Genomic DNA, 26,804 nt, shown 5'->3' with positions numbered 1-26,804 from the left:
TATGTCTTGTCTTTACATTACCATGAGCAAGCAAAGTCCGGGAGAAGCAATTACAGCCTCTACCGGACAACCCTCTTACTTAAACAAATCCTTTTTCTTCTGATACGTTTGATTTGCCCAATCCACCAGCTTTTGCAGGCCCATGCTCTCTGCGGTTTTAATCATATTTTCGTAATTGGCAATGGCTTCTTCCTCTGTTTTTGACAAATAAATTTTCACCTTTTCATTTTTGATCATTTCGTCAATTTTTGTTTTAATCGTTTTTTCCTCCGAATCCGGCTGCGTCTGGATTAAGCCAATTTCCGGTTTATATATCGTCATCTCTTTCCTTTCCATCAAGGCTTGCGTCTTTTGCGTACCCGGAACATATCCAAGCATGCCTTCAGTGATCCCGTCATTATACAAATACCACCATTTGATGCCGTTGCTGTTCACGAATTCGCTGTCCGACGGATCATAGTTCAGATTCGGATATCCTTCTTCGTTCCAAGTCCAATGCTCGCCCTCAACCCCGAACATCGTCAATTTCTTGCCCTCGTCGCTAGCCAAATACTCAATGAACTTAATTGAAGCTTCAGGATCTTGGTTTTCCTTTGTGATGAAGGTGCCGGCAAAGCCAAGACCCGTACTAACCGACTTAGCATCGCTTGACAAGGCGCTCGGCAGCATCTTGAACGTATAAGCTCCTCCATTTTTTTTAACAGCGATATTATCCATATCCGCCGCGCTTACTGTATGACTATGAGCAAATGCCTTCCCGCTAGTTGCGTATTGATCGTCGATTTGGTCATTCGCATGAGCGAAATTCTCCGCCAGAATATAACCGTTTCGATACAAGCTATTCATAAATTTGAAGTAATCGAGCATTTTCGGATGCTTAATGGCATATTCAATTTCTCCGTCTTGCTCGTACCAGCCATCCATAAGTGCTTCCACGCCGATCTGCTGAATGAAGTATTGCTCGATCCAATCTTTATCCATAATGAGCGGTACCATATCGGGATACTTTTCTTTAACCATTCCCAGTACTTTCGTAAAGTCGTCCAGCGACTGAATGGACGGATTGCCGAGTTCTTTCAGTATATCCTCACGCACGGCGATCCCGGGATTGCCATCGTTGCCTATCGCATATTTGTTCTGCGCCATTTCCTCCTGCGTCGCAAAAGCGTTGCGGACCGTATAGAAATTCCCGTCGTCCATCGTATGAATTGCAATTCTTGTATTGTCGATCTTGAATTCAGGCGCATATTTCTCGATCAGCTCGTTCCACGGATAGGAGAGCTTGGAATCGGACATCCGGTCGATGTTGGCGTTGGTGAACACAAGATCCGGAAGATCTCCCGAAGCGATCATGAGGGGAAGTTGCTTATCGTCGGTTGCAACCGTAACTTTGAGCTTGATGCCTGTTTTCTCTGTAATTTTCTCGGCAACCGAACCCTTCCATTCCTTTACAGGATACCAAGGAGCATCGATAAACAACGAAAGCTCCTTTACTTCTTCTCCGCTGTTCGAACTCGTTTCGTTCCCGGGTTCCTTGCTTTCTCCGGGATCAGCTGTATTTTGGGAGCATGCGGCCAGCAAACTAAGCACCAGCATAACTGCCAGCGATAAGAACAAAAATTTCTTGCTTCTGAATTTGTTCAATGTAACCCCTCCAATGAATGTTTTATTATATATCAAAGCATGCGCTTTAATATTATGCGAATCGGTTAACCTTTTACTGAACCCAACATAATACCTTGGATAAAAAACTTTTGAAGGAATGGATATACGCATACAATTGGTGCAATGGAGACAACCATTGCCGCTACCTGAAGCGAATAGCTCGTAACACCGGCTGCCGCTTTATTCGCTGCGGCAAGAGCGTCTACGGGCGCACTGCTCTTGTTGATCACTTCCATCATTCTGAATGCAAGCGTTCTCAATTGTTCCGATTGTACGAAATAAGCGGAATCCAGCCAGGAATTCCATTGACCAACACCTGTGAAAAGAGCCATAGTCGCGATTAGGGGCATGGATACCGGCATTATGATTTTGTAAAAAATGACGATTTCACTGGCTCCGTCTATATGCGCGGATTCCTTCAGTTCTTGAGGAATCTCCCGGAAAAACGAGATGGCAATCAACAAGAAAAATGTGCTCAGCATGGATGGGATGATGTATACGCCAAACGAATTCAGAAGCCCAAGTGAGCGAAGCACCACATAGTAGGGAATAAGTCCTCCCGAGAAATACATCGCAAAAATAACGATCGTGAAATACGATTTACGAAACATAAGATCGCGATGCGAGAGCCCGTACGCCACAAGACAGGTAAACAAAACCCCCAGCACGGTTCCTGAAACGGTTCTCGAAATGGTTACCAAAAAGGCTTGATACCAATGAGGATCATTCAAAAAGCGGGCATAGTTCTCGAATGTGAAGGTCCGTGGCCACAAATAAACGCCACCGAGAAGCGAATCAGTCCCCTTGTTAAATGATAAAATCAGAACGTAATAAAACGGATAAAGCATACACAGCATGATCATGAACAGTACGATCGCGACTCCTGCATCCATTATGCGATCCTTTTGTCGTTGGCTAAGTGTCATCGCCTGTCTCCCCTTTCCTAGAATAAGCTAGATCCCGACAATCGCTTGGCGATATAGTTGCTGGAGAAGATTAGCGTCACGGAGATCACAGATTGGATCAAATCGATGGCAGCCGCGTACGAGAAGCGCCCGTCCCTTAATCCCACCTTGAACGCGTAGGTTTGCACGATCTCCGAGGTTGGATTGTTGATGCTGTTGCCTAGCAGGAAAGCTTGTTCGAAATTGGAGCCTACCAGACCTCCGCCCAGTATGCTGCCTATCGTCAGGATCAGCACGACGATGATCGTTCCCTGCATGCCGGGCAACGTAATGTGGCGAATACGCGCCAATCTCCCTGCGCCGTCGATTTGCGCGGCCTCATACAGGGAAGGATTAATTCCCGCTATGGCGGCCAAGAAAATAATTGTCCACCAACCCATCTCCTTCCACACTGCACTTCCTACCGCAAGCCCCCAGAAATGATCGGGGTTCGTAAGAATGTCGAGCGGCTTGTCGATCCAACCGAGACTCATCAGCGCCTTATTGACAAGGCCGATATCAGAAGACAGGAAAGCGAAACCTATTCCTACTACTACTACCCAAGAAATAAAATGGGGCAAGTAGCTGACGGTTTGGACAAACCGCTTGAACCGTAGGTTTTTCGCTTCGTTCAGCAAAATCGCCAGCAGTATTGGAGCCGGAAAGGCAAAGATCACTTTGAGAAAACTTAAGACCAGCGTATTGCGGACAATGGTTCCGAATTGATAATCGTTGACGAACTCGTCGAAGTGTTTAAGGCCGACCCACTCGCTTGTGAAGATTCCTCTTATTCCGGTGGAGACGGAATAATTTTTGAACGCCATCACGATGCCGAACATTGGAGAATAGGCGAAGATCAGCAGGAAAATCATTCCGAGCCCCACGAAAAGATGAAGTACCTTTTGTTTTTTGAATCGCTTCCAATAATCCGTTCGACTTTGTTTAACGGCTGAACCGTTTGTCATTTGTGTGCCAAGATCCATATATGCCCCTCCCTTGATATCAAGTCTACATCAGAGGGAGAAAGCTTCGTAAGCCAACATTTTAAAGAAAGCGTTGTCATTTTTTGATCTCAAGTCTCACGCTAAGTCAACATGTCGTTCGTTTTACAGGGGTGAGGTACAACCGCTTCACGAACCGGGAACACCGTGCTGCGGTCGGAAATGATGTCTCGGGAATGCGGCTAAATATGCGACATACGAAAAAGAACGGTAACGGGTTAACTTCCCGCAACCGTCCTACCAAGTCATGAACGTTTCGTGACCTGAATAAAATTTTCCCAATTCCAATTATCTTCGTAGCCCCGGTTATTATTCACCGGTGTACCGACAGCCGCTAGACAGATTACCTAAAAATGAGTTGGGAAAAATGGTATAAATCGTTTTTCCATACCGGCCAATCATGGCCTCCGCTCTCCTCGTACCAAATGTGCGGCACATTGTTCAATTCCAAATAGGCATGCGTCCGATCGCTGACATGCTTAAGATTGTCCAGAAGCCCGCATGACAGCCAGAGCAGTCTGAGCTTCGACGACGCTTCTTCCGGATTCGGGACAAGCAGCTCGGGCTCCTTCGTGTTTGGGGCGGAAGAAAAACCGCCAATCCAGGCGAATCGATCGAGATTTCCTAAACCGATATTAAGCGATTGCCCTCCTCCCATCGATAAACCGGCAAGAGCACGCTTCTCTCTCCCTATCAGAACCGAATAGTTGGACTCTATATAAGGGATGAGATCATGCAGCAAATCGAATTCGAAGTCTTCGAACGCCTTTAATTTGTTCGGGTCGAATAGATTTCCCTCCGCCCGGTCGTTCGCCATGGCACGACCGTTGGGCAATACCACGATCATGGGCGCAAGCTTGCGTTCTGCATGCAAATTATCAAGGATCGCCTGCGGCTCCGCATGTTTGTACCATTCCGCCTCGTCGCCTCCGATTCCGTGCAATAGATAAAGAACGTTATACCTTAGATCTTCGGAATAACCGGGAGGGAGGTAAATCATCGCTTGGCGCTTGCAGCCTACCGTCGCAGAGAAATATTCAATTGTTTCTATTTTGCCGCGGGAAATGTCCTCCCTGTACTGGTCAAATCCTGGCGGAGCGGCTTGTCTGATCGAATCATGGTCAATTGAACTCATCGTATTTCATTCCCCTTCCTATTGTTACTTGGTTAACTGCCGAAAAGTATAAACTTTCCACGCTGAGTAAACAACCTGTCAATGGATACTTCTCGCTCGTACGTCAAAGTTAGAGTTAGAAGGGTCATAAAACCATAATTAGACAGGTTGCCGGCGTTATCTCCCGAATAGTACACTCGTTTTTGAAAACGCATACATTTTCTCCTGAAAGTATCACACCTCATTTATTTTCTCTCCTTGCTCAGCTCTAGGCGCTCCATCTGCCGTCCGCCTCACCCTGCCTATGTACTACCATGAATTTACATATACCAAACAAAAAAAGGAGATGAGTATTAATGATCAAGAAGAAAGTCAGCTTGGCAGTTAAGCTTCTGCTGCTTATGGCGCTGGTGATGTCGCCGATGCTGCTGAGCGGCAAAAAGGCAGAAGCGTGGGTCGGCATGCCGATGTCCAAGCTCCATGTAAGCGGCAACCAGTTGGTGAACAGCAGCGGGCAGCCCGTGTTGCTGAGCGGGTGGCATCAGCCTTCGGGCTCTTACTGGACGTACCAGAACAGCAACTACTATCTGAACCAGAATGGCGGGAACCGGCATGCGGCCATCTTGGCGTATTTGAAGGATATTACCGACACCTTTACGAGCACCTCTGCCAAATACGGCAACAACCATGGATGGTATATGAATCAGGTACGTCTATTCATTGACCGGGAAGACATGGGCGACGTTGCGGCGGGCACGTACAATTTTGCCGGACTGCAGGCCGTTACTCAGAACGTCATCATTCCTTATATCAACTACGCCAAGACCAAAGGCTTGTATGTCACGCTCGGCCTTGATTTCACTTTAAGCAATAACCAAGCAACAACGCCGGACAATCTCGCTAAATTCAATCAGATTTGGGGTTACCTCGCCGATCAGCCGGGCATCAAGAGCGCGGACAATGTGATGTTCGAGCTCGTTAACGAGCCGGTACTATCCGATGTCAACGGGGTATGGGGCGGTCATCCTTCCCAATCCAATTTCGTTGCATACTGGAACTCGCTCAAAAATTTCCAAAATTCCATGATCTCTACGATTCGCGGCAAAGGTGCGGATAACGTCATCTGGGCATCGGGACTTGGTTGGGATCAATACTATCAGCTGTGCGCTGCGTATCCGCTTACGGATCCGCTCAACAATGTCGGTTATTCCGTCCATTGGTACCCGGGCTACGGCGCCAATGATAATTATGCAACTTTGCAGCAGCAGTGGGATACTAATATTAAGCCTTGCGCCGACAGTTATCCAATCAATATTACGGAGACAACCTGGTTCAAGACCCAGCCGGGAGACTCCTCTTATTGGGATCTGTTCAACGGCTCGAACGCGGGCTTCGGCAAAAACACCAAAGCGATCTTCACGGCTGCGGGCAATGTGAGCATCGCCGTCCATATGAACGGATTTTTGCTGGATCCCGGCACGCGAAGCTCATTCGCAGACCCGACAGGCGGTTTAATGTATGATGGCAATACGGCCAGGGACGGCATGGCACGCTTTATTTTCGAATGGTACTATGAACGCGCGCAGTTTAATCCTTGGAATGGCATATGGAATGGAGTCGCGAATGGCGCAACTTACAAGCTCGTCAACCGTGCTTCGGGCAAAATACTCGAGGTTCCAGGAGGCCAGAACACGAACGCGCTGCAACTTCAACAGTGGACAGACAACAATACGACAGCACAGCGCTGGGTCGTCACGGATCAAGGCACCTACAATAACTATTACGAATTGCGAAGCGTCAGCTCGTCAGACAACAAGGTCATGGATGTTCGTAACGGAACGAAAAACAACGGAGAAGCGATTCAACTTATGCAGGATCTCTCCAATTCCGCGCAGCAGTTCCGATTGATCAAGATGAGCAACGGCTATTGGAGCGTCCTCAACGTGAACAGCAACAAAGCAGTCGAAGTTGTAGGTTCCTCCGCAGCCGATGGAGCGAAGATTCAGCAAAATCTATACCGCGGCGATCTCAATCAGCAATGGCAGCTGGTTCAGATTAATTAAAGTTGGCTATTCACTAGGCGCACAAAAACCGCAATTCGCCATGAATTGCGGTTTTTCTACGCCTATTGGTCGGAATCCTTTACGCGTACAACGCCATCTCGCTCGATAAGCTCCAGGAAAATCGGCCTCTCGTCGGGCGTCCGGTTCGGTGCATGAATGGTGAGCATCTGCCGGTCGTCGAACATGCGGAATACCATGCCATGTCCGCCGTCGTTCCGAAAAAGCGGTTCCGCCTGCTGTACCCAAGGTCCCGTCGCTTGGCCCGATTCGGATCGTGCCACGCCCAAGGCGTATTGGTTGTCGATGAAGCTCGCCCACAGCATATACAGTTGACCGGTCTCCCCCCTGAATAAAAAAGGGCCGTCCGTCACATAGTTGGCCGTATCCGGATAGCGCGGCGACACATAAGGCGTGGCCCACGCCGCTTCCGACGCTCGGAATAGCAGGACAGGCTCCGATTCCGCGCGGCTCAGATCGCTGCTTAGGCGAATAGCGCAAACCTCGCCGTCTCCGACCTGCTGCCATTCATGGCAAAAGACCATCCACGGCACGCCGTCTTCATCCACGAACAAACTGCCGTCAAGCGAGCTCCAGCTAGCGGGCGTCACGGGACCGTCGCTATGGAGGACAAACGGCCCGAGCGGTTGATCAGCCGTAAGTACCGCGGTCCCAAGCAGTGCATTGTCCCGTCTGCGGAACGTGGCGAACATATAATAACGGCCGTCGTAGGCATACACCTCCGGCGCCCAGAAGTTCGTATCCGAGAAGAAGTCCACATCAGGCCGAAAGACGGGATGAGGCCCCTCCCAATGAAGCAAGTCACGGCTGACATAGGCATCGAAACCCGTTCCCGCGCCCCATATGTTTTTGTCGGTGCTGCCGAACATATAGTATTTGCCTTCGCCTTGGACCGGCAGCACGAACGGATCGCGAATTTGAATGTCTTTGCAATCCAGCATCATCTTATGCTCCCCTTTGCACATTAACGGTAAGTAGGCGGAACGATTCCGATTGCGGGCCCACCAGCCCTGAACTGACTTCCTGCGAGAACCACTTGCTCATTGCCGGAAACGCTGAACGGAATGTCCAAGCCGTTCCAAGCGATCGTCCCTTCCACCTTCCTCGCAACCATTCCAATAATACCAAGCAGCATGCCGCTTCGATCGGTTATGACGCGTATGCCTCCCGGGAATGAGATCCAGCGCTCTCCGTTTCGGTAGATGACCGATCCGTCCTCGCCATTAAGCAGCTCGTATACGTTCTGATCCACCGTTCTGCCGTACGCGGTATCTCCCGTTGGCTCTTCGCCGTGATCCATCGCATACGGACGAAGCCCGGTAAACCACAGCTCACCGGAAGGACGCGGCATGATGCCGCATAGCCGCTCCACATAGTCAAGCACGCATAGAATCGAAGGCGAATACGCTTCGGTGAAACCTTCTTCCCCCGTCCAAGGACTAACGGCTTGCGCGAAACGGGTAAACCGGGTCGCGGCAGACAAGATCGACTGAATCACCCAAGTCAGCTCGACGTGGCGCCCATGGTGTTCGAAAGCATGCGAGGCGCGAATCAAGCTAAGGAAATTGGACGGTCCCGCCCAGCTGTTGTAGCTGGAGAAAGGATCGAAACGAGGATCGTCCATCGCCAGCGAGGTAAACGGATATTTAGCGAAAAACTTGCCCGTATTGAGCAAATAACGGCGCAGCATCGAATCAAAAAACGTCCGGTCGCCTACCTCGCACGCCATGACGCGCAGCAGTACATCGGACTGCACCCGTACGAACTGTCCATTCTGGTCCCGATCGTAGAAGAAATGGTCCGTTTCATCGAAGCAATACCGGTACAAGCTATCCAGCGACTGCTCCGCTTTCGCTCTCCATTCATCCCCCGACTCCCCCAGCTCCTCGGCCATCCGCGCCAAATATAGTCTTTGGCAGTAGACGTTGGCGGTAAGATCGGGCGCAAGAAACGGCAAGATCGGCGAGTCCGGATTTACTTGCGTCGCATCGCCCAAGTGAGGCGTATCCGGCACATGCCAGAACCTGGGCGACAGATCATGCCCGGTATCGAATGCGCTGAATGCCTCCACGCAGCCGGTGCCGAACGTATCGCGATATTTTGCCAGCCATTCGTCATATCGTATCATTGCCGCGTACATCGTCTTCAGAAATGACTTGTCCCGGCCATTCTGCGAATAATGGTTCCAGACTGAACGCGCTAGCGGTGTTACAAGCTGAATCTGCCTATACGACGGACCCTGCTCGGTTATTTTATAAGGAAGCATCCCGTCCTCCCTTTGATGCTCGGCAAAGGCAAGATAGGTCGACTCGGATACCGAAGGCATGAACCGCGAGAGCAGCTCGGCGTTAATCGTGCCCGTGCTTTCCAACCAACAGCCGAGGTAAATGCCGCCTTCATGCAAGATCGGCTTCTCGCCGCCCGTCGGTACGATGCAATCTAGCAACGAACGCAACGCGGCATAATAAACCTGCTCCAGACGGCCTGTTGAGGTCGCGAATTTCACGCCGGATTTACACCATTCCGCCATTACGCTGCGGTCGGATTCCTTCTTCGGCTCGCCGACCCGTTCATCGACGGTCAAGCTCCTTAATTTGTCCAGCAACAGCGCTTCTTTCATGTTGATCGTCTCCTTTACGCATCAATAGCGAAACGAGCTGCCGCTAGACAGCCCGTTATGCATATTTTTTATTCCTGGTTGTTGTTGAAAATTTTCACCGTTCCGCTATAGAAAGCACTGACTGCTTCCCCTACGCTTTTGCGGCCGAATCCGATTTCGTACATGGTCGATTCCGCGAGCTTCGAATATTCCGTATTCCCCGGAGGGTTGTAGCTGACGGCGAACGGCTCGGTCTCCGTCGCTTTGGATACGCGGCTCGTATAGTCGTAGACGATCTTGTCGGCAGCGCTGGCTTCGCCCTCGAGCAAGGCGCGATTGCTGGCCGTTACAGGCACGCCGCGGTCGCTGCGGAGAATCTTCGCCACTTCCGGATCGTTAATGAAGAAGCTCATCAGCTGCGCGACTTCTTTCGGATGTTTCGTTTTCGCATAGCCCGACAGTCCTTGGCTGGACTCGAAGACGACGCCGGTGCCTTTGTCTCCGCGCGGCAGCTGCACCATGATGAGCTCATCCTGGGTCAAGCTTTGGTGTGCCGCGAATTGATTGGACGGAATCAGGCTCATCGCGACTTTACCTGTAATAATTAATGATTTGCTCGTATCCCCTGGCGGATTGGACACTTGCAGCTCGGCAGGAACGACGCCGCCTGCTTTCGACGTTGCATCCCAATACTGGAACCACTTGAGCGCGTCCGCCTCTTCGAAGCCAAGCGTGCCGTTCGCCATGTCGTACAGCTGCTTGCCATTTTGCTTAAGTCCGATATCCATGCCATCTACCGCCAGGTTGTACGTGCCATAATAGCCGCTGCCCAGTTTATCGGTAATTTGCTTGCTAATTGCAGCGTATTCCTCCCAGTTCCAGCCGTCCTGAGGAACGGGTATGCCGGCACGATCGAACATCGATTTATTAATGATGACACCGCGTGCGTTCGCTCCAGCCGAGATATGCACGAGCTTGTCGTTCAACGTTCCGTATTGGACCATCGTCTGATCCATGTCCGTCAGATTCAGCTCTTGTCCAACATAGGGCGTCAGATCCAGCAGTACATCCTTTATCGCGTAATCGACGACATTGCCGCCAAGAAAGAAAACGTCCGGCGCGGTACCCGAGGCGAGCTGCGTGTTCAGCTTGTCGAAATAACCGGTCGAAGGCGCGAACTCGCCGACGATCTTGACGTTCGGATACTTTTTCTCGAATAGCTTAAGCGCTTGGTTCGTGATGTCGGCCCGTTTCTGATCGCCCCACCACATGACGCGAAGCTCGACCTGCTCAGTGCTTTCCGTCGCATCGTTCTGCTCGTTGTTCGACGTATTGCCGGAGTTCGAAGCGCCCGGACTGCCAGTTCCGCCTGAGCAAGCCGAAAGCACAACCATCATTAAAGCCAATATACCGATCCATAAGCTCTTTCTCTTCATCCTAATCAACCTCCCGAGTTATGTTGAATCCGATTACATGAATTAGGTTAATCGCGAAGCGCCGATCTTGGAATTTGATTTCTTTAGGTCATCGCTTGTCTTTTTTTCGGATCGCGCGTTTTTCAGACCCCTTATTTCAGTCCTGTCGTCGCAATGCCCTCCATGAAATACCGTTGGAAGATCAAGAAGATCAATGTAATCGGTACAAGCGACAAGGTCGACATCGCAAGAAGCGCGCCCCAATCGGATTGACCGGAAGGATCGAACATGGAGCGGATGCCCAGTTGCACCGTAAACAATTTGATATCGCTCAAATAGATCATTTGGCTGAAGAAGTCGTCCCACGACCAGATAAACGTGAAGATCGCTGCGGATATGAGAGCCGGCGTAAGAAGCGGCATAATAATCCGGAAGTAAATTTGGCGCTGGCTGCAGCCGTCTATCGTCGCGCTCTCGTCCAGCTCTCTCGGAATGCCTCGAATAAATTGAACCATCATCAGGATGAAAAACGAATCATGCGACAGCCATTTGGGCAGCACGAGCGGAAAGTAAGTATTAATCCAATGCAGCTCGCTATAGATGACGTATTGCGGAATAAGCGTGACATGGTAAGGCAGCATGATCGTAACCAGCATCAGCGCGAACCATAGCTTTTGAAATTTAAAGCTCAGCCTGCCAAATGCAAAAGCCGCGAAAGAGCATGTAATGACGTTGCCTAGCACGCTTAGTATCGAGACGATCCAGGAATTGGCGAAAAAGGTTCCGAAGGAAACGTCCTGAAGTCCTCTCCAGCCATTCCGATAATTATCGAGCGTAAACTCCTTAGGCCACAAGCCTGTCTGCGTGAATATCATGTCGTTCGGCTTGAACGAGCTGCTGATCAGCCAAAGCACGGGGTATAGCATGGCAATACCGAAGAGGATAATCAGCGCGTGTTTGGAGAGGCCTAGGCCAATTGCTTTCATCTGCATTTGCTTCATCTCCCGTCTTTGCTATCGCCGTAGAATACCCAGAATTTGGACGTCATAAATACGATCGCCGTGAATCCCCCTACGATAAGCAGCATGATCCAGGCAAGCGCGGAAGCATAACCCATCTCGAAGAAGGAGAAGCCTTTCATGTACAGGTACAGCGTATAGAACATCGTAGCGTCGAGCGGTCCGCCTCGTCCGTCCCCGATCACGAAGGCCGGCGTGAACGCCTGGAACGAATTAATGATGCTCATGACCAGGTTGAAGAAAATAACCGGGGTCAGCATCGGCAGCGTAATGCGGAAGAAGCTTCGCGCTTTGCCCGCCCCGTCTACTTGCGCAGCCTCGTACAGGTCGCCCGGAATTTGCTTGAGTCCGGCGAGGAAGATGACCATTGCCGAACCAAACTGCCAGATCGAAAGCGAAATAATCGTATAGACGATGTAATCCGGATGCGAGATCCAGGAAGGTCCTTCAATGCCGAACCAGCCCAGAAAACGGTTGACCAAGCCGCTCCCGTCGAAGATCTGCCGCCATACGATGGCAATCGCGACGCTGCCGCCAAGCAGCGAAGGCACATAATAAATGGTGCGGTAAATGCCTAACGCCCGAATACCTTTATTAAGCGCCATCGCAACCAAAAGCGCGAACGCGAGGCGAAGCGGCACGGACATAAAGACATATTTGAAGGTAAGCCACAGGGAGTTCGTGAAGGTCTGGTCATCCGTAAAAATGGTCACGTAGTTGGACAATCCGACCCACTTTGGAGCGCTTAGCAAATTGTATTTCGTTAGGGACAAATAAAGCGAGCCTAACATGGGACCAAGCGTAAGGCAGAAGAACCCGATCAGCCACGGCAGCAGAAAGCCGTAAGCGGTCAAGTTGTGCTGCCGTTGCATCGTTTTTCGTGTAGCTCGCATGGGAAGCGGCCTCCTTTCCTGTTGTACGCTCATTATAGGCGACGGGAGGAGGCCGATGAATGCTATTTATTCGGGATGTCGCTATCGATTTTTACAGATGCGTTATTTCTTTGTCTATATTCGGAAGGACTGGCGCCGAACATCCGCTTGAAGCGCGAGCTGAAGTAGCTCGCGCCCGAGAAGCCCGTTAGCTCCGCGATGTCCCATAAGCCAAGGGCCGTATCCTCCAGCAGGCGAACCGCATGCGCCATTCGCGTTTCGTTCAAATATTGAACAAACGTCTTCCCGACCTTGTTCTTGAACATCTCGGAGAAATAGGAAGGATTATAGTTGAACTTCTCGGCAATCATCGTCAAATTCAGATCGTACATATAATTTTCTTCGATAAAATGGCAGGCCGCCTGGACGAACTTCGCTTCTTCCGCGCCAGATTCGGCAGCCGTCAGCCGTATGATTTTGTCGGCAATCCGGGTCAGAAAATGAAGCGCTTTGTCCGGCGTGTCCAGGCTGAGGACCATGTCGGGCCTAAGCCATAGCTGCTCGTCTGCTTCCAGCCGGATGCCCGCTTCTCCCGCGATCGGCTCAAGCATCAGGTACAGCTGGAAGACGGTCTTCACATAGGCCGGCTGCGATGAACGGAACGCCTCCTCGAGCTCTCGCCCGACCTCCCGCCGGAATGTTTCGGTCTCGCCGCGAACGACGTACCTTTCCATGAGCTTCACGGTATTCTCCGATAGCACGGTCTGGCCTGCCGGCGGCTTAGCAGCTTGCCGATCCATCGTATCCGGCATATTCCAAGCTGCAAGCGCGGACAGAAAACCGCTTTTCCATCGTTCGAAGCCGGTGACTGGCTGCCCTTCTCCAAGCTTGAGTTCAAAATCCATGAACGCCGCAACGTTGTCCCGAAGCGCCCGCGAGACGGAAGCTCGGATCTCCTCATCCTCCGCAATGACGAAAAACATGAATCCGGGATATAACGCATCCCGAAACGCTTGAACGTTTCCCTCGAACTGATCGGCGATCTCGCGACACAAAATATCGAACGGCAAACGGAACTTATCCGGCGTTCGCGCCTGGGCGTTATCCGTCAACTGCTTGGATCGCAAGCCCGCAGCCATGAAGAAAACGCCCTGCGAATGCCACGATTCGAGCTCGAATAAGCGGGAGCGATGCCGCATGAAGCTGTCCAGCTCCGGCTGCTCCTTGACGAGCTGTACGATGAAATGCTCCTTCATTTCTTTGTAATACTGAGACAATCGCCAACGAATGACGGATTCCTGGTTTTGGCTCCGCCGTTCGTTGTCCAGTTCCTCCTTCACTTTGGTCACGGCGCTCGCGAGCTCGTCTCTTGCCACCGGCTTCAATAAATAATCGCGGGCATGGTTGCGCACTGCCGACTTCGCATATTGAAAGTCTTCGTAACCGGTTATGACTATCGTGCGAAGGGTCGGAAATTGTTCGCGGCAGGCGTCGAGAAAAGCCATGCCGTCCATGGCCGGCATATTCATGTCGGTAAGCACGACGTCCACCGCTTCATTCGATAGAAAGTCCAATGCCTCTTTTCCGTTCGATGCTTCACCCGCTATATGAAAACCAAGGTTCTCCCAATCGATCTTTAAGCGAAGTCCTTGGCGAATTTCGAGTTCATCGTCTACGATCAATGCTTTATACATGCCGTTGTTCCTCCTGTTCGGGCAAAATGAGTTCAATCGTCGTGCCGGTTCCATCTTCGCCGGCTTCGATTCGAACGTCGAAGAGCGAGCCGTAATAGAGCCGGCAGCGGGCCAACACATTGCCAAGACCTACTTGGCCTCCGTTATTATTCAGTATATAGTCGAGCTCGGCGCGGACCGATTGCTCGACAAGCTGCCGCCGCAGCTTCTCCGGCATACCCGGTCCCTTGTCGGATACGGTGAGACGGACGCTGCCTCGTTCTCGTCTCACTCCTATGCGCACCCGGGCTTCAGTACCGCTTTCAAAGCTGTATTTAACGGCATTCTCGATAAGCGGTTGAAGGATGAACTTAATGATGACCAATTGTCCGACATCTTCCTCGTCAATATCGATGTTTACCTTATCCCCGAAGCGGATGTGCAGGATGGACACATAATAGCGCACGTACTTGAGCTCCTCGTCCAGCCGAATCAAATCCTCGTTGATCCGCAGCGAGAAACGCATCATTTTGCCAAGCGATTCAATAACCTCCACCGTATCGTCCGTTCGTTTCTGCATGGCAAGGCTGCTCATCAGCTCCAGCGTATTGAACAGGAAATGCGGATTGATTTGCATAAGCAGCGTTTTGTATTCCGCCTGCTGGCGCAGCAGCTTCAGCTCGAACTCGTCTTTTATATGGCGCCTTAGCCTAACGACCATCTGCCGGAACGTAGAGCTTGCATAATCGATTTCGTTCCGGATGAAGTTGGCGGCAGGAATGCGGCTCTCAGCGATTTCGAAGTCGCCCCTCTCCACGTATCGCATCGCGGTAATTAACCGGGAAAGCGGTTTCGTTATGCCGTGCGACAGCCACGTAGCAAGCAGAAGCGACAGGACGATCAGCACCGTCGCAAGGATGAAGATCGTATTGCGAAGCTTCATAAGCGGCGCATACAAGTCCTTCTCGGATACGAAGCCGACAAGCATCCAATTCGTCTTTGCCAGCTTTTTGTAGACCAGAATCTCCTTATCCCCTTGATCGCTCGTTACATACACGACGCCTTGCTTGCCGGACCCGGCTCGAACGGCATCCACCGTTTCGCGCATATTCTCGTGTGCGTTGTATTCTGTCTGACTCAGCATCGGTTGTCCATCCTGATCGAGCAAATAAATGCTTCCACCCGCTCCCAAGTGGATTCTTTCCAGAGGATCAAGGAAGTAGTCGGCCGTTACGTTCACCTTCATAATGCTTCTCGCATTAGCCGGCTCGAACGAGCCGATCGGCATGAGCATGCCGATGACGGGATGCGGATTGTTGTTCCTCATCTCGGCTTCGTCCATCTGGGCGGGCACCCAATACTCGTAACGTTTAATAAGATCTTGGTACCAAGGCTTGTCCACCAGCGATTGATCGAACACGACTTGATTGCCGCTGCTCACCCACATCCCTTCGCGGCGGTAGACCGTAACGGAGGATACGCTCGTATAACTGTTCGTCGTTTGCGTTAGAAACTGGCTCATTCGGTAATGCGCGGCGTTTTTCTCCCCCGAGCCGGCATCCGGGTCGGAGATCAGAGCATCCCAGTTTTTTGCCGTGTCGCTATTGAAGACAATGGAAGCAAGGTCGTATACTTGCGTCTGAACCATGCTGATATAGGAGCCGTACTCATCCATCTTCTCAAGGGCGGACGATTCGATATAAGAGCGGATAATGGAGCGAGACTGGTTGAAGATCAGGATCGACATCGTACAGAAAGCGAGTACGAACAGCAGAACGAAGATTGCAATCAAGCGGTTGCGAAGCGAATAAAACACGGCCTTCCTCCTCTCCGTCCGGCATGAGCCTTGCAGCGGCACGGGACGTAAACGCATTGTGCTCCCATTATATAGACTATAGGCAATTGTTCCAAGTGGCAGTATTCGTGATGGTAGATTCATAGGTTCCTTTCCACTTTTATCAAATAGATGGAGCAGTCGCACAAAAAAAAGGGCTGTCCCAAAAGCCATTGGCTTAGGGACAGCCCTTTTGTGCGTATGCAGCTATCCTCTGGCTGCTATGTTGGATTTTCGTAGTAACTTGGGGCGGAATAATGGTGGTGTCGAGCTATGTTTGATTTTCGCAGTAACTTTGAGCGCTTGACGGCATTTTTGGGTGCAAAACAGAAGTCTATGTTGCGAATATCCAATATAGCTCTCGATATCGCGCGAAACAACCTAAAGTTACTGCAATGATCCATATAGCCACTTCGTACATTCCACGCCATGAACGAACCCTTCGCCCAGCCGGTTATTGATTCCCATTCCCGTCAAGCACTGCGACGATCTTACCGCGGACATGTCGTTGCGATAGCCGCGACAACGCTTCGGGAATCTCTTCTAACCTGATCGTCTCGCCGATCATCGGGTCGATTTTGCCTTCGAGCATTAACGCCATAAATTCACCAGCCATACGCGCCAAACCTTCCTGCGCAGCATGGTCCCCCGATATGTGGGCTCCGCCTAGCATCAGCTTATGCACGGTGAACGTCTTCCAGCTCGGCTGAAAATCCGCGACGACTTCCGGTGCGCCGGCAATGCATGCCAGCTGTCCGCCGAAGGCAAGCGCGGTTAGATCAGTCTGCGCCAGCTTGCGATTCACGGTATTCAGGATACCGTCTACGCCGCGTCCGTTCGTCAGCTCCATAATGCGGCCATGCACGTCCTCCGTATTGTAGTCGATGACGACATCCGCACCCAAGCTGTGCACGTAGTCGAAATTAACCTGCGAAGCGCTCGCGATGATCCGTGAAGCACCGAACAGTCGGGCAAGCTGAATCGCATAACCGCCGACGCCTCCTGCACCTGCGTGTATGAAGACGGTCTGCCCTTTTCCGATTCGCATCTTACGCACAACCGCCTGATAAGCCGTTAGTCCCGCGCAGGGGAAAGCCGCTGCCGATTCGAAGGATAGACCTTGCGGAATGGCTGCTGCCGTATGAGCCGTTGTAATGGCATACTCCGCGAATCCTCCCGGTTTCGTTAGATCGCCGTGGTAGACAATGCGATCGCCGGCTTTCCATTGGGTAACGCCTTCGCCGATTGCCTCTACGATGCCGGCGACATCAAGACCGGGTATGAACGGGTAGGTCCAGTTGGGATGGCCGCCTGCGGCAATTTTATAATCGGCCGGGTTAAGCGATGCCGCCCGAACGCGCACGCGAATTTCACCCGTTCCTGGTTCGGGCATAGGCATTTCTGCAAGCCTCATAGCGTCCGGTGTACCCGGACCGTCAAGTACGATCGCTCTCATGTTTCTCGTTCCTCCTTTTCTTCAAAACGGGGACCATACGCATTTCTGAAAATTATATCATAAGCTCGTTTTTTCGGGGTTGTTTCCGATTCAGCCCTTGTGCGGGAAACGGCTTCGCGTTCTCACCGATCAAATTATACAGGCGCTATGTACTCAACGCCCAGTTTTTCTTTTTTCGAAAAATCAATCAAACCTTTCATGGAATCCTGGAAAATATAAATCATAACCGACATTGGAATAAGTACAAGCAGTCCGATTAAAATAAATTTGTATGTATAACGAAGCCTGTCCATCACTTTGACTGAAACGCTAAATAACCGATACATTCTCCAGCCCTCCTGATCGTGTTAGAAAACATAAGACACTTTCCTCGGAATTTCATTAAATGGAAATAATCATGACACGTAAAGTGACGTATAAACGATCGACAGACGACGTTGTTCTCGATATTATGTTTGTTTACACCCTTAACATAACTCGACGATGTTTCGACATATTTTCCCTTGAACGAGTGAGAGAACATGTTAAGCTGGAAGAGTGCGACTTACGATTATGCATTAAGAGGATGAAACAATGGTTCATTCCATCGTTCATATCGCATTTTGCAGTTGAATGAGGATCACCCCATTTCTAAACGAACAATGCAGTCAAATAAACGCAAGAGGCGACCGAAGTTGAATTCGATCGCCTCTTACGTTATCGGCCCCTACCTATCCTGTCGGCACGTTACATGCAGCCATACACAATATTTTTCAAACGCGGATGCACGTAAGGTTCCTGATTGTTCAGCAGATGCTGCGCGTACATGACGGTCAGTTGCGAATCCGGGTCGATGATCGCCAAACATCCGGCGGCGCCGCTCCATCCGAATTCGCCGAGCGGGCTCAGCGATCCGCTGTCCGACTTGGCGGTATGGGTACGGACGCCTAATCCGTAACCATACCCTTTCAACTGCTCCCAGCCGTAATCGTCGCGCATGCGATCGGTCAATTGATCCGTCCGCATTAGATCTACCGACGCCGGCGATAGAATGCGTACGCCGCTTAGGCTCGTTCCGTGATTCGTGAGCGCATTCAGGAACAGCGCATAGTCGCTTACGGTTGACAGCAAGCCGGCACCGCCGCTCTCGAATTCCGTTCCGATCCGGTAGCCGTTTCCGTCCTTCCGCACGGGTTTGCCCAGCGCTTCGTTATATTCGTATTGCGGAGCCAACCGGCTCTTCTGCTCGTCCGAGAGATCGAAGCACGTATCGCGCATGCCCAGCGGCCCGCTAATTTCATCCTCGATATAAGCGCCGAAGCGCCTGCCGTCCACTGCTTCCACGAGTGCCGCGAGGACATCATGGCATAGGCTGTAATTCCACCGGGTACCCGGCTCGAAATGCAGCGGCTCTTTGGCGAGCGCTTCCGCGAAGGAGCGTGTCGGCACTTTGCCGTTTGTTCGTTCTACGACGTCCCGAATGGAAGGCGCCCCCAGATCATAGGAGAAGCCGGCCGTCATCATGAACAAATCGCGCACCAAGATCGGCCTCGAAGCTCTCTCGAGCACGAATTCGCCGTCGGGAAGCGTCTTCCTTACGTTCATCTCGGCGTATTCCGGCAAGTAGGCCGATATCGGATCGTTCAGCAGCATTGCTCCTTTCTCAACGAGCTGCAGCGCAGCCGCGCAGGTCATGATCTTCGTCATGGAATAAATATGGATTATCCGTCCTTCGTCGATCGGCGTTTTCTCCTCCAGGTTGACGTAGCCGTTCCGGTAGCGGAATACCGTTTCGTTGCGGTGAATGACCTGAACCTCCGCCCAAGGAATACGCCAGGAGGTGATCCGGTCGATAAATGAGGCTAGCGGTTTAAAGTCCATATTTGTTCATCCTTTTAGATAGAGTAAGTAGTACTTATTTATTTATATTATAATCGATTACAACCATCTGATGGCACTCCAGTACGGGCACCGTGTAGGAAACAGTCCGGTCCTCGTAGCTGTACGGCAGAGGCGTCATCTGCGGGGCCAGATACACCTTCTTCACGGGGTTGATCGTCCTGATAGAAACCTTAACATCGTATAGCGGAACGATATCCTCGATCACCTCGATGCCATCCCCTCGGCGGACCGGGGATGCGTACAGCAAATGATTGATCAGCCGCTTCTCTTCCTTCTGCTCCTGGAGCGTAACCACACCCTGAGCAGGCAAACTCGTTTGCATAGTCTTGCCCGGAAGCAGACGATTCAGCGCATGCAGAACCGCTTCCTTCAAGATCAGACTGCCTTTGGTCGCGTAATCTTCGAATACGTTCCAAGCGATATAGATTCCGCTGTCGCTCTCCACCATGCCTGGCCCTCCATCGGCATAGCTGTTCGGGGTATGCTGATGCGAGCAGAATTCAAACACATCGCGGTTGAAATAGGGATCCTCGCGCCGTCCAAGCTCGCTTCCGTCGGCAAGCTCAATCTTCTGTCCTTGAGAATAAAAAATGTAGGAAGCCTCTCCCAAGCTCCCCGGCTTAAAGAACGGGCGGAAATAATCGGGACGGTATGGGTTGGCCCCCATATGCCGTACCCCAAGGTCGATCGCGAAATGGCTGCCTTCCGGATCAAGCCCTGACCAGCCTGTAGCGAGAATCTTACCGCCCTGCCGCAAGTACGGCTCCAGCTTGCCCCGCAGCTCGTCTTCTACCGCCACATAATCCGGCAGTATCAACACCTTGTAGGCCGTAAAATCATGCTCCTTATCGATGACATCAAACAGGATTTTCCCCTCAAGCAGCATGCGTACAGCCCCTGCATCGGAATGCGTCTGGCGCTGCGCCGCCTCTGCCTCCGGATGCACGCCGGTTGCCTCCAGCGACAAAAGCGCCACATCTGCGATGCTTGTCGCGTTCACGCACCAGGCTTCCTTGCTCTCGACCTCGCGGTAAGCCGCTCCGATAAGCGCATAGGTCGCTTCATCCATATGACCGTCGGGATGCAGTTGATCGCCGATCGAGCACCTTGCGCCGTTGGCAATGCTGAGCGCTGCTTCGTAACGGAGCGCGTTCGGGTGCTTATAGCCGCCGAATTCCCCCCACGACGTATGGAATTTGCCGGTCATGCCGAGAAAATCGACGCCAAGCGTTTGTGCATACCTGGCCGAAAGCGGGAAATGATCATAGCCCCAGCCGCCCGTCGGCAGCGATTCCAGCTCCAAATGAGTGTTCATGGCAGCCAAATCGCGTCGGCCTCGCGCGATATGTCCGCCATTATGGAAGATCGGCAGACCCGGCTTAACCGATTCGACCGTTTCCTTCACCCTTGCGGTATAGTTAGCATACGTTTTCTCCCATAATTGCCGCATCGCCTTCACATCTCGCGGATCGATGCCTTCCTTCTGCGCGCTCTGGACGCAATTATGGCAGTAGCATTCGCGCACCCCGACGATATCGAGAAACAAGCCGTCGACCTCATAGCATGACAACACTTCGCGGATCTGATCTAGCAGGATGTCCAGGTAAGGCGAATTCATGCAAAACTGATGATAGCCTGGTTCCATGAAGCCCTTGACCCAATTCGTTTGATCGTTCTCGTCCCGAATGAGCCACTCCGGATGGCGCCTGGCTAGCTTTTCATCCAGTCCGGCCGATAGGTAGACCGGTGTCTTTACATTCATTTCATGGGCAGCCTCGATAACGGCCCCAAGCAAATCGAAACTCAATCCCGGATGGATCTCGTTGGCCTCCGACGGATGGTATGCCCAGCCGTGATGGCATTTGGAGAAAACCGTAATCGAATCCACACGGCCCAGCTTCAGCATTTCCTGAAATTGCTTCTTGTCAAAGCGGGCTCCGATCGGGGCAATCGCCTCGGTGGTGTGAAAATCAAGATGGACTTGGCGGAATCGCATATTATCTCTTCCTTTCCGGTTCGTATAACTTAACTATATACGTTTCGCCATTAGCCCGGACAGGTTCAAAAGCGACTTTTTATAGCACGTTTTCTACCTTCCAGGATTTTTGCATGATACAATTAGGAAACGCTTCGATGAGAAAGGAGATGCCGGCCATTCATTGTCTGGAACTAACGATCCCGCCGCTTCCGCAGTTGTTGACGATTGGGCACTCGTTCTGGCCGCCTGGTCAACAGCATTTTGTCCGTTCGTTCAATGTTTACGACATGCTGTTCGTCATGAAAGGGACTTTATATATGACGGAGGATGACGTGCCGTATGAAATCAATGAGGGCTCCATGCTGGTCCTCGAGCCCAACCGCGTGCATGTCGGGCATCGTCCATGCGAAGAAACAACCGAAATTTATTGGATCCACTTTGTCCATCCTGCACCTGTCCGAACGGTCGATAGCGGGCAAATTCCGTGGTCCATTCCCTCAGCCAAAGGGACCGATCACGATGTCGCTCCGCACCGGCAGGTTATGTATGTTCCGAAATTCACCAGCGTTAACACGCTTGACATCGTCCCGTTGCTTCAACGGATGCTGGAGCTGCATCATGCCTTATCGCCCGCAAACTCCTTGCCGCTTCAGACGCAGCTTGCCGGTTTGTTCGTAGAGCTTCAAACGGCGGTTCGCACGCAATATGCCCCCCGCTCCAGACTGCTGTGCGACCAAGCGATCGCCTATCTGCAGCAGCGCTTGACCCGCCCCTTCGATGCGAAGCATATGGAGCAGACGCTTCATTTCCATTTCGACTATGTCGCCCGGTGCCTCAAAAAATATACCGGCATGAGCCCGCTTCAGTACCTTCACGATCTGCAGGTCCGGACGGCCAAATCGCTGCTTGAAAACACGGAACTTTCCGTAGGCGAAATCGGTCAGCGGATCGGCATCGAGAATGCCAACTATTTCATTCGCCTGTTTCGAAAACAAACGGGAATTACGCCGGGACAATACCGGTCCGCCCGGATAGGAATGACCTGAACGGCTTGCAAAAATAAGGGGCGCTTCAAGCCGCAAGCGCACTTAAGAAAACCGGACAAAGCCACAAGATCCTCCAGTTTCAGGAGCGTCTTGTGGCTTTCACCGTCTGTAACGCTACTGGGATAGCATTTCGCCGATCAATCTCCCAAGCTCCCCAGGCCCGTTCGCATGATTATACATGCCGAGAAAAGCGCTCGTTGCCCTCGGATGAGCGGCGATGAGGCGATTAACCATGTTTTGCTCCGGTGTATACGGCACATTGCGAGTCATCTCGCAAGCTACTTGAAACAAAGGCTGGCACTTGTCCGTCAGCTCGCTTTCATATTGCGCCGCCATCTTCTCCCACTGGAAGTTCTCTAAACCATGCGAGGCAAGTACCTCCTTCAGCAGCCTGGCGCTGTACATGGCATCATGCATGCCCTGCCCGACCGCAGGATCCTTGAAAGACAGAGCATCGCCAATCAAAGCCCACCCTTTGCCCATTACTTCATGCCAATCGTTGTCATAGCCCAGCAGTCCGCGAATCGGACCAGCCGCTTCCGCCTCCTGAAACCGCAAGGCAAAGGATGTTTCTCCGAAACCGGACTGTATGACTTCCCGAAAGACCGTCTCGGCGTTCGCCTTCATTCGGCTCGCCAAGTCCGCGTTCGCGAGCGGAAACATGAGTCCGACAACATGAAGCTGATCACTGGTCGGGAACACGATCGCGATATGCTCCCCTAGCTTATAAAACTCCGTGCACGGCTCATTTTCTTGGCAAAATCCTTTGAAGTAACCGACATAAGAGGCAAAGTCGGTCGGGATAGACGCCAGGCATTTGCTTCCTGCCAATGAGCGTATCGTTGACCGTCTGCCATCCGCCCCAACAACAAGCTTGGCTGTATATCGCACGGCTTCTCCGCCGTACTCGATCCCCTCGACTCCCGTAACGACCTCTCCTTCGCGCAGCAGTCCGGTCACCCGGAATTGCTGAAGAGCATGGACGCCTTCCAGCGAACAGGCATGTTCGAATAAAATGCGGTCCAGATAGGTCCGGCGAATGCACAGGCATTCGGATTCTCCGTTCACCTCGGGAAATATCCCTTTAATGACGGCATCCTCTAACTGTACATAGGCCTGCTTATAGGTGGGCGTTCCCGTAGCGAGCAGCTTATCCAATACGCCCATCTCTCTCAACATCGCCAGTGAATTGTTGAACAAGTTATGCGTGGACAGCACGTCGCTGGGAAAACGACCTTTATCGACGAGCAGCACCTTATAACCGGCTTGCCCCAGCTCATAGGCTAGCGTTGCGCCTGCTATTCGAGCGCCGACAATAATGACATCGTAGTCTGTTCTCACCGTTATTTCCCCTCCTCTTTCGTTATACTCTCATCTTACCTCCGCATGAGGAGGGGAGCGTCTATCGAAGGATATAGAAGAAGGTTATAACTTTCCCAGCAGCCCGCTATTCTCCGCAATTCGAAGAGCTTGTACCCGGCCCTGCGCCTGCAATTTGCTATACACCCGATGGAGATGGAGTTTCACGGTTCCTTCCGTAAGGACAAGCTCGGCTGCAATGGCTTTATTCGATAAACCTTGCGCCATAAGAATCAACACCTCCCTTTCCCTTGCGGTCAGGGCATCTAAGGAGCCCCTGGAAGACCGTGCATCTGCCTGAACATCCCCTATAGCGGCATTTTCCGAACGATGGCCCAACATTCGAATAAAGACCCGCTCTTTTTCTGACCACATAGAGGAATGGGAAACCGTCGCCTCGTATTTGCCCAGTCGCTCCATAACAGCAGGTCCCGCATCCAGGAATGGCCGGATACATCCCTGCCGGCAGCCAATCCGCACCGCCGCAAGCAGCAGTCGTCCGCTCTCGACGGAATCGTTCCTGTACGCATAAATCTCGCTGAGCAGGAGGAGAGCCTGAAGTTCGCTTAATCGATTCCCTCCCGTCTCTGCGATCGTCCGTGCATGAAGCGCTCTCTCGCAGGCCTCTTCCCATTCCCCTATCCCCATTAAAATCCGGATATAAATGAAATCTTCATCGTTAGGAAATAGGACGCTCTTAGAGGCCGTCCGTTCCGCAGCCGTCCGTTGTTTGCGCTCATCCGCCCATTCGCGCGCAGTTATCAGATCCCCTATTTGAAGCTGATGCCATACCATGCTTGCCGCAAGTATCCGGTACCATCCGGACGTATGCTGATGTCGGTTTCGCAAATGCCTCATCGCCTCTTCTATGAAGTCTATCGATGCTTGATTGCGCCGGTCCGCGATTAGAATATTCGATAAGACGAGTACGGACGGAACATAAGAACCGACCGTACCGAATTTCTTTCCCAACCGGAGTCCCTCTTCCGCATAGCTTCTTGCGAGAGGCAGCTTGTTGTTCAAATAACAAATCTCTGCCATTGCGGTCTGCTGGTAGGAAGTAAAGGTACTCTCATGCATACCGTTCTTCTCGATAAATTCCCCGTATGCGCGATGATAGCTCTCGGCATAATCAATCCGGCCGTTAAAGCCGAATTTCCCTCGAATAAACGGAACCGTTCCCTCATTAAGCTCAAGTCCCAGGCTAAGCAGCAGCGGCGTCTCTGGACCCGGCAGGTCCTCTCTCTCTCCGTACTCTTGAATTAGCGCAAGCGCACGATCAAAATTTCCGCTCATGACGGAATGAAAGTTCTCAAGAATCCGGACCTCTTCCCTCATACGGAGAAATTCCGATCCCTGCGGCTCGGCTTTCATACGCTCAAGCGCCGTATTCAGCTTGCGGAGCAACATCTCGGCCATTTCTGTCCGTCCCTCCATCAGATCAATCCAGAGCAAAAGCAACAGATTGCCTGGTTCGTTCGCGGTATACGCAGACAATCGCTCGAGCCAGCGGCGAAGCATCGCCGTCTCTCTGTCCTTCAACCAGACATGGGCATGCCGTTGCACCCAAGTTGCCGCCCTGCGCTCCTCCCCTGCGGATAGCGCATGCTCGATGGCTTCCTCCAGAAAGCCGTGGCGTTCGTACCATGCAGCCGCTCGGCTATGCAGCAAGGCGGTCTCTGCTTGTTCCGCATCCTGGAGCTTGACGCGCAGGAAATCCGCAAACAGATGATGATACCGGTACCACTCCCGTTCATCATCAAGCGGAATCAGGAACAATCCACGGCGCACGAGTTCTTGGATTCTATCTCCCGCATCGGGCTCATTCAAAACCTCGCTGCACAATGAAGGGCATAAACGATCAAGAATCGAGGACCGAAACATGAAGCGCTTCGTTTCTTCGTCCATATGACGGAATACTTCTTCCATCAAATAATCGGCCACATGCCGATTGCGTCCGGTTAGCGGCTTGATCGCGCCGCTGTATTGTCCTGCAGAATGGGATAGAGCCGATAGCTGCAGCATGGCAGCCCATCCTTCCGTATTGCGGACGAGATGACGAAGGGTTTTGCCATCCGGAGGAGCTCCGGTCTGTTTGTGCCAAAAAGAATCAATCTCCTCATCCGTGAAACGCAGATCGGTCAAGCTGAGCTCATTCAGCCTTCCATTGGCCCGCAAGGCGCCTAACGGAATCGGAATTTCATGCCGGCTGATTAACGCAAGGTGGACCGTCGAGGGCAATTTGCCCAGCCAGTCATAGAGCGATTCGTGTATAGCTTCCGTTGCAATCACATGGTAATCATCGAGGACAAGCATTAAAGATTCGCCTTGATCCGATAATTCGATCAAGGTATGCAGCAACTGCGCCGATATCCTTTCGGCGGATTCGAACCCACCAAGGCCGGTTTCTCCACACAGATTGACATGAAGCGCTTGCAAGGCCGAGCCCCGCAAATAGCGCCAAAATCGCAGGGGATCATTATCCTTGGCATCGAGGGACACCCAGCCGCTCCTCAGCCCGGCTTGCCGAATCCAGCCGCTCACAAGCGTCGACTTGCCGAACCCCGGCGGCGCGACAACCGTTGTGAGACGAGTGTCCATCGAACGTGCAAGCTGTTCATACAACCTGCTTCGCGTGATATGTGATGGGGTACTATCGGGCAAATAGAGCTTCGTTCGGAGCAGCCCTTCCGCCCGATGCGGCTCTTCCGCTTTATTATAATCCGTCATATTCGTTCACCTTTTCTCGTTTTCCATTTAACGATGTATTTCACGATAAGCGATCCTATTCCTTCCTGTAAACCGATGATTCCCACGAAATTCCTTTCGTACGGTTTAAACGTTAACCGTTCGGTTTATCCTGATCG

At 51.8% G+C, this 26,804-nt stretch carries 19 protein-coding genes; 2 read left to right on the top strand and 17 right to left on the bottom strand.

Going from position 1 to position 26,804, the window contains the following annotated elements:
- Positions 1–75: 75 nt before the first annotated feature.
- From J2T14_RS05995 to J2T14_RS05980, 4 genes are all read right to left on the bottom strand, one after another.
- Positions 76–1,644, bottom strand: a complete 1,569-nt coding sequence (locus tag J2T14_RS05995) for an extracellular solute-binding protein (protein ID WP_307207217.1) — start codon at positions 1,642–1,644, stop codon at positions 76–78.
- 65 nt (positions 1,645–1,709) lie between these two features.
- Positions 1,710–2,591 (bottom strand): carbohydrate ABC transporter permease, encoded by an 882-nt coding sequence (locus tag J2T14_RS05990; RefSeq protein WP_307468905.1) that lies wholly within the window; start codon positions 2,589–2,591, stop codon positions 1,710–1,712.
- A 17-nt stretch (positions 2,592–2,608) separates the two neighbouring features.
- Positions 2,609–3,592 carry an ABC transporter permease gene (locus J2T14_RS05985; RefSeq protein WP_307468902.1) on the bottom strand — a complete coding sequence of 328 codons (984 nt, stop codon included), beginning with the start codon at positions 3,590–3,592 and terminating at the stop codon, positions 2,609–2,611.
- A gap of 361 nt (positions 3,593–3,953) precedes the next feature.
- The gene (locus tag J2T14_RS05980; protein ID WP_307468899.1) at positions 3,954–4,745 is read right to left on the bottom strand and encodes an alpha/beta hydrolase; all 792 of its coding nucleotides are present in this window, start codon (positions 4,743–4,745) and stop codon (positions 3,954–3,956) included.
- A gap of 335 nt (positions 4,746–5,080) precedes the next feature.
- On the opposite strand from J2T14_RS05980, the gene J2T14_RS05975 reads away from it, so the two are divergent.
- Positions 5,081–6,787 carry an RICIN domain-containing protein gene (locus J2T14_RS05975; protein WP_307468895.1) on the top strand — a complete coding sequence of 569 codons (1,707 nt, stop codon included), beginning with the start codon at positions 5,081–5,083 and terminating at the stop codon, positions 6,785–6,787.
- A 62-nt stretch (positions 6,788–6,849) separates the two neighbouring features.
- Here J2T14_RS05975 and J2T14_RS05970 read toward each other — a convergent pair whose 3' ends face one another.
- The 11 genes from J2T14_RS05970 to J2T14_RS05920 form a co-directional block, all read right to left on the bottom strand.
- A complete protein-coding gene (locus J2T14_RS05970) occupies positions 6,850–7,746 on the bottom strand; it encodes a glycoside hydrolase family 43 protein (protein WP_307470380.1) in 897 nt (298 codons plus the stop codon).
- Between the two features lie 23 nt (positions 7,747–7,769).
- On the bottom strand, positions 7,770–9,425 hold the full coding sequence (locus tag J2T14_RS05965; RefSeq protein WP_307468893.1) for an MGH1-like glycoside hydrolase domain-containing protein: 1,656 nt from the start codon (positions 9,423–9,425) through the stop codon (positions 7,770–7,772).
- Positions 9,426–9,493: 68 nt separating this feature from the next.
- Positions 9,494–10,840: an ABC transporter substrate-binding protein gene (locus J2T14_RS05960; RefSeq protein WP_307468889.1), complete on the bottom strand. Its 1,347-nt coding sequence runs from the start codon at positions 10,838–10,840 to the stop codon at positions 9,494–9,496.
- Positions 10,841–10,971: 131 nt separating this feature from the next.
- Positions 10,972–11,811, bottom strand: coding sequence for a carbohydrate ABC transporter permease (locus J2T14_RS05955; RefSeq protein WP_307207235.1), 840 nt, complete (start codon positions 11,809–11,811; stop codon positions 10,972–10,974).
- Positions 11,812–11,816: 5 nt separating this feature from the next.
- Complete coding sequence (locus J2T14_RS05950) at positions 11,817–12,731, bottom strand: carbohydrate ABC transporter permease (protein WP_307468886.1); 915 nt, start codon at positions 12,729–12,731, stop codon at positions 11,817–11,819.
- Between the two features lie 62 nt (positions 12,732–12,793).
- Complete coding sequence (locus J2T14_RS05945; RefSeq protein ID WP_307468882.1) at positions 12,794–14,404, bottom strand: response regulator transcription factor; 1,611 nt, start codon at positions 14,402–14,404, stop codon at positions 12,794–12,796.
- A complete protein-coding gene (locus tag J2T14_RS05940) occupies positions 14,397–16,256 on the bottom strand; it encodes a cache domain-containing sensor histidine kinase (protein WP_307468880.1) in 1,860 nt (619 codons plus the stop codon). Before J2T14_RS05940 ends, J2T14_RS05945 begins: the two co-directional genes overlap by 8 nt.
- A 415-nt stretch (positions 16,257–16,671) precedes the next feature.
- The gene (locus J2T14_RS05935; RefSeq protein ID WP_307468878.1) at positions 16,672–17,673 is read right to left on the bottom strand and encodes a zinc-binding dehydrogenase; all 1,002 of its coding nucleotides are present in this window, start codon (positions 17,671–17,673) and stop codon (positions 16,672–16,674) included.
- Between the two features lie 134 nt (positions 17,674–17,807).
- Positions 17,808–17,999 (bottom strand): hypothetical protein, encoded by a 192-nt coding sequence (locus tag J2T14_RS05930; protein WP_307468876.1) that lies wholly within the window; start codon positions 17,997–17,999, stop codon positions 17,808–17,810.
- A 400-nt stretch (positions 18,000–18,399) separates the two neighbouring features.
- Positions 18,400–19,533: a serine hydrolase domain-containing protein gene (locus J2T14_RS05925; RefSeq protein WP_307468873.1), complete on the bottom strand. Its 1,134-nt coding sequence runs from the start codon at positions 19,531–19,533 to the stop codon at positions 18,400–18,402.
- 34 nt (positions 19,534–19,567) lie between these two features.
- Positions 19,568–21,550, bottom strand: coding sequence for a beta-galactosidase trimerization domain-containing protein (locus tag J2T14_RS05920; protein ID WP_307468870.1), 1,983 nt, complete (start codon positions 21,548–21,550; stop codon positions 19,568–19,570).
- A gap of 137 nt (positions 21,551–21,687) precedes the next feature.
- Here J2T14_RS05920 and J2T14_RS05915 point away from each other — a divergent pair, with 137 nt between their 5' ends.
- Entirely contained in the window at positions 21,688–22,578 is an 891-nt protein-coding gene (locus tag J2T14_RS05915; protein ID WP_307468866.1) for a helix-turn-helix transcriptional regulator, read from the top strand.
- A gap of 114 nt (positions 22,579–22,692) precedes the next feature.
- On the opposite strand, the gene J2T14_RS05910 is transcribed toward J2T14_RS05915, so the two are convergent.
- Both J2T14_RS05910 and J2T14_RS05905 read right to left on the bottom strand, forming a co-directional pair.
- On the bottom strand, positions 22,693–23,919 hold the full coding sequence (locus tag J2T14_RS05910; protein ID WP_307468863.1) for an NAD(P)/FAD-dependent oxidoreductase: 1,227 nt from the start codon (positions 23,917–23,919) through the stop codon (positions 22,693–22,695).
- Between the two features lie 84 nt (positions 23,920–24,003).
- Entirely contained in the window at positions 24,004–26,667 is a 2,664-nt protein-coding gene (locus J2T14_RS05905; protein ID WP_307468861.1) for a LuxR C-terminal-related transcriptional regulator, read from the bottom strand.
- Positions 26,668–26,804 lie beyond the last annotated feature (137 nt).

The sequence above is a fragment of the Paenibacillus harenae genome (assembly GCF_030812415.1).
GTDB classification, from domain to species: Bacteria; Bacillota; Bacilli; order Paenibacillales; family Paenibacillaceae; genus Pristimantibacillus; species Pristimantibacillus harenae_A.
Note: the sequence above shows the minus strand (reverse complement) of the source record. Positions and strands in the feature narration are given on the sequence as shown.

Coding starts and splice junctions, on each gene's coding strand:
- J2T14_RS05990 (WP_307468905.1), bottom strand. CDS start 2,591: ATGACACTTAGCCAACGACAAAAGGATCGCATAATGGATGCAGGAGTC.
- J2T14_RS05985 (WP_307468902.1), bottom strand. CDS start 3,592: ATGGATCTTGGCACACAAATGACAAACGGTTCAGCCGTTAAACAAAGT.
- J2T14_RS05980 (WP_307468899.1), bottom strand. CDS start 4,745: ATGAGTTCAATTGACCATGATTCGATCAGACAAGCCGCTCCGCCAGGA.
- J2T14_RS05975 (WP_307468895.1), top strand. CDS start 5,081: ATGATCAAGAAGAAAGTCAGCTTGGCAGTTAAGCTTCTGCTGCTTATG.
- J2T14_RS05970 (WP_307470380.1), bottom strand. CDS start 7,746: ATGCTGGATTGCAAAGACATTCAAATTCGCGATCCGTTCGTGCTGCCG.
- J2T14_RS05965 (WP_307468893.1), bottom strand. CDS start 9,425: ATGAAAGAAGCGCTGTTGCTGGACAAATTAAGGAGCTTGACCGTCGAT.
- J2T14_RS05960 (WP_307468889.1), bottom strand. CDS start 10,840: ATGAAGAGAAAGAGCTTATGGATCGGTATATTGGCTTTAATGATGGTT.
- J2T14_RS05955 (WP_307207235.1), bottom strand. CDS start 11,811: ATGCAGATGAAAGCAATTGGCCTAGGCCTCTCCAAACACGCGCTGATT.
- J2T14_RS05950 (WP_307468886.1), bottom strand. CDS start 12,731: ATGCGAGCTACACGAAAAACGATGCAACGGCAGCACAACTTGACCGCT.
- J2T14_RS05945 (WP_307468882.1), bottom strand. CDS start 14,404: ATGTATAAAGCATTGATCGTAGACGATGAACTCGAAATTCGCCAAGGA.
- J2T14_RS05940 (WP_307468880.1), bottom strand. CDS start 16,256: ATGCGTTTACGTCCCGTGCCGCTGCAAGGCTCATGCCGGACGGAGAGG.
- J2T14_RS05935 (WP_307468878.1), bottom strand. CDS start 17,673: ATGAGAGCGATCGTACTTGACGGTCCGGGTACACCGGACGCTATGAGG.
- J2T14_RS05930 (WP_307468876.1), bottom strand. CDS start 17,999: ATGTATCGGTTATTTAGCGTTTCAGTCAAAGTGATGGACAGGCTTCGT.
- J2T14_RS05925 (WP_307468873.1), bottom strand. CDS start 19,533: ATGGACTTTAAACCGCTAGCCTCATTTATCGACCGGATCACCTCCTGG.
- J2T14_RS05920 (WP_307468870.1), bottom strand. CDS start 21,550: ATGCGATTCCGCCAAGTCCATCTTGATTTTCACACCACCGAGGCGATT.
- J2T14_RS05915 (WP_307468866.1), top strand. CDS start 21,688: ATGAGAAAGGAGATGCCGGCCATTCATTGTCTGGAACTAACGATCCCG.
- J2T14_RS05905 (WP_307468861.1), bottom strand. CDS start 26,667: ATGACGGATTATAATAAAGCGGAAGAGCCGCATCGGGCGGAAGGGCTG.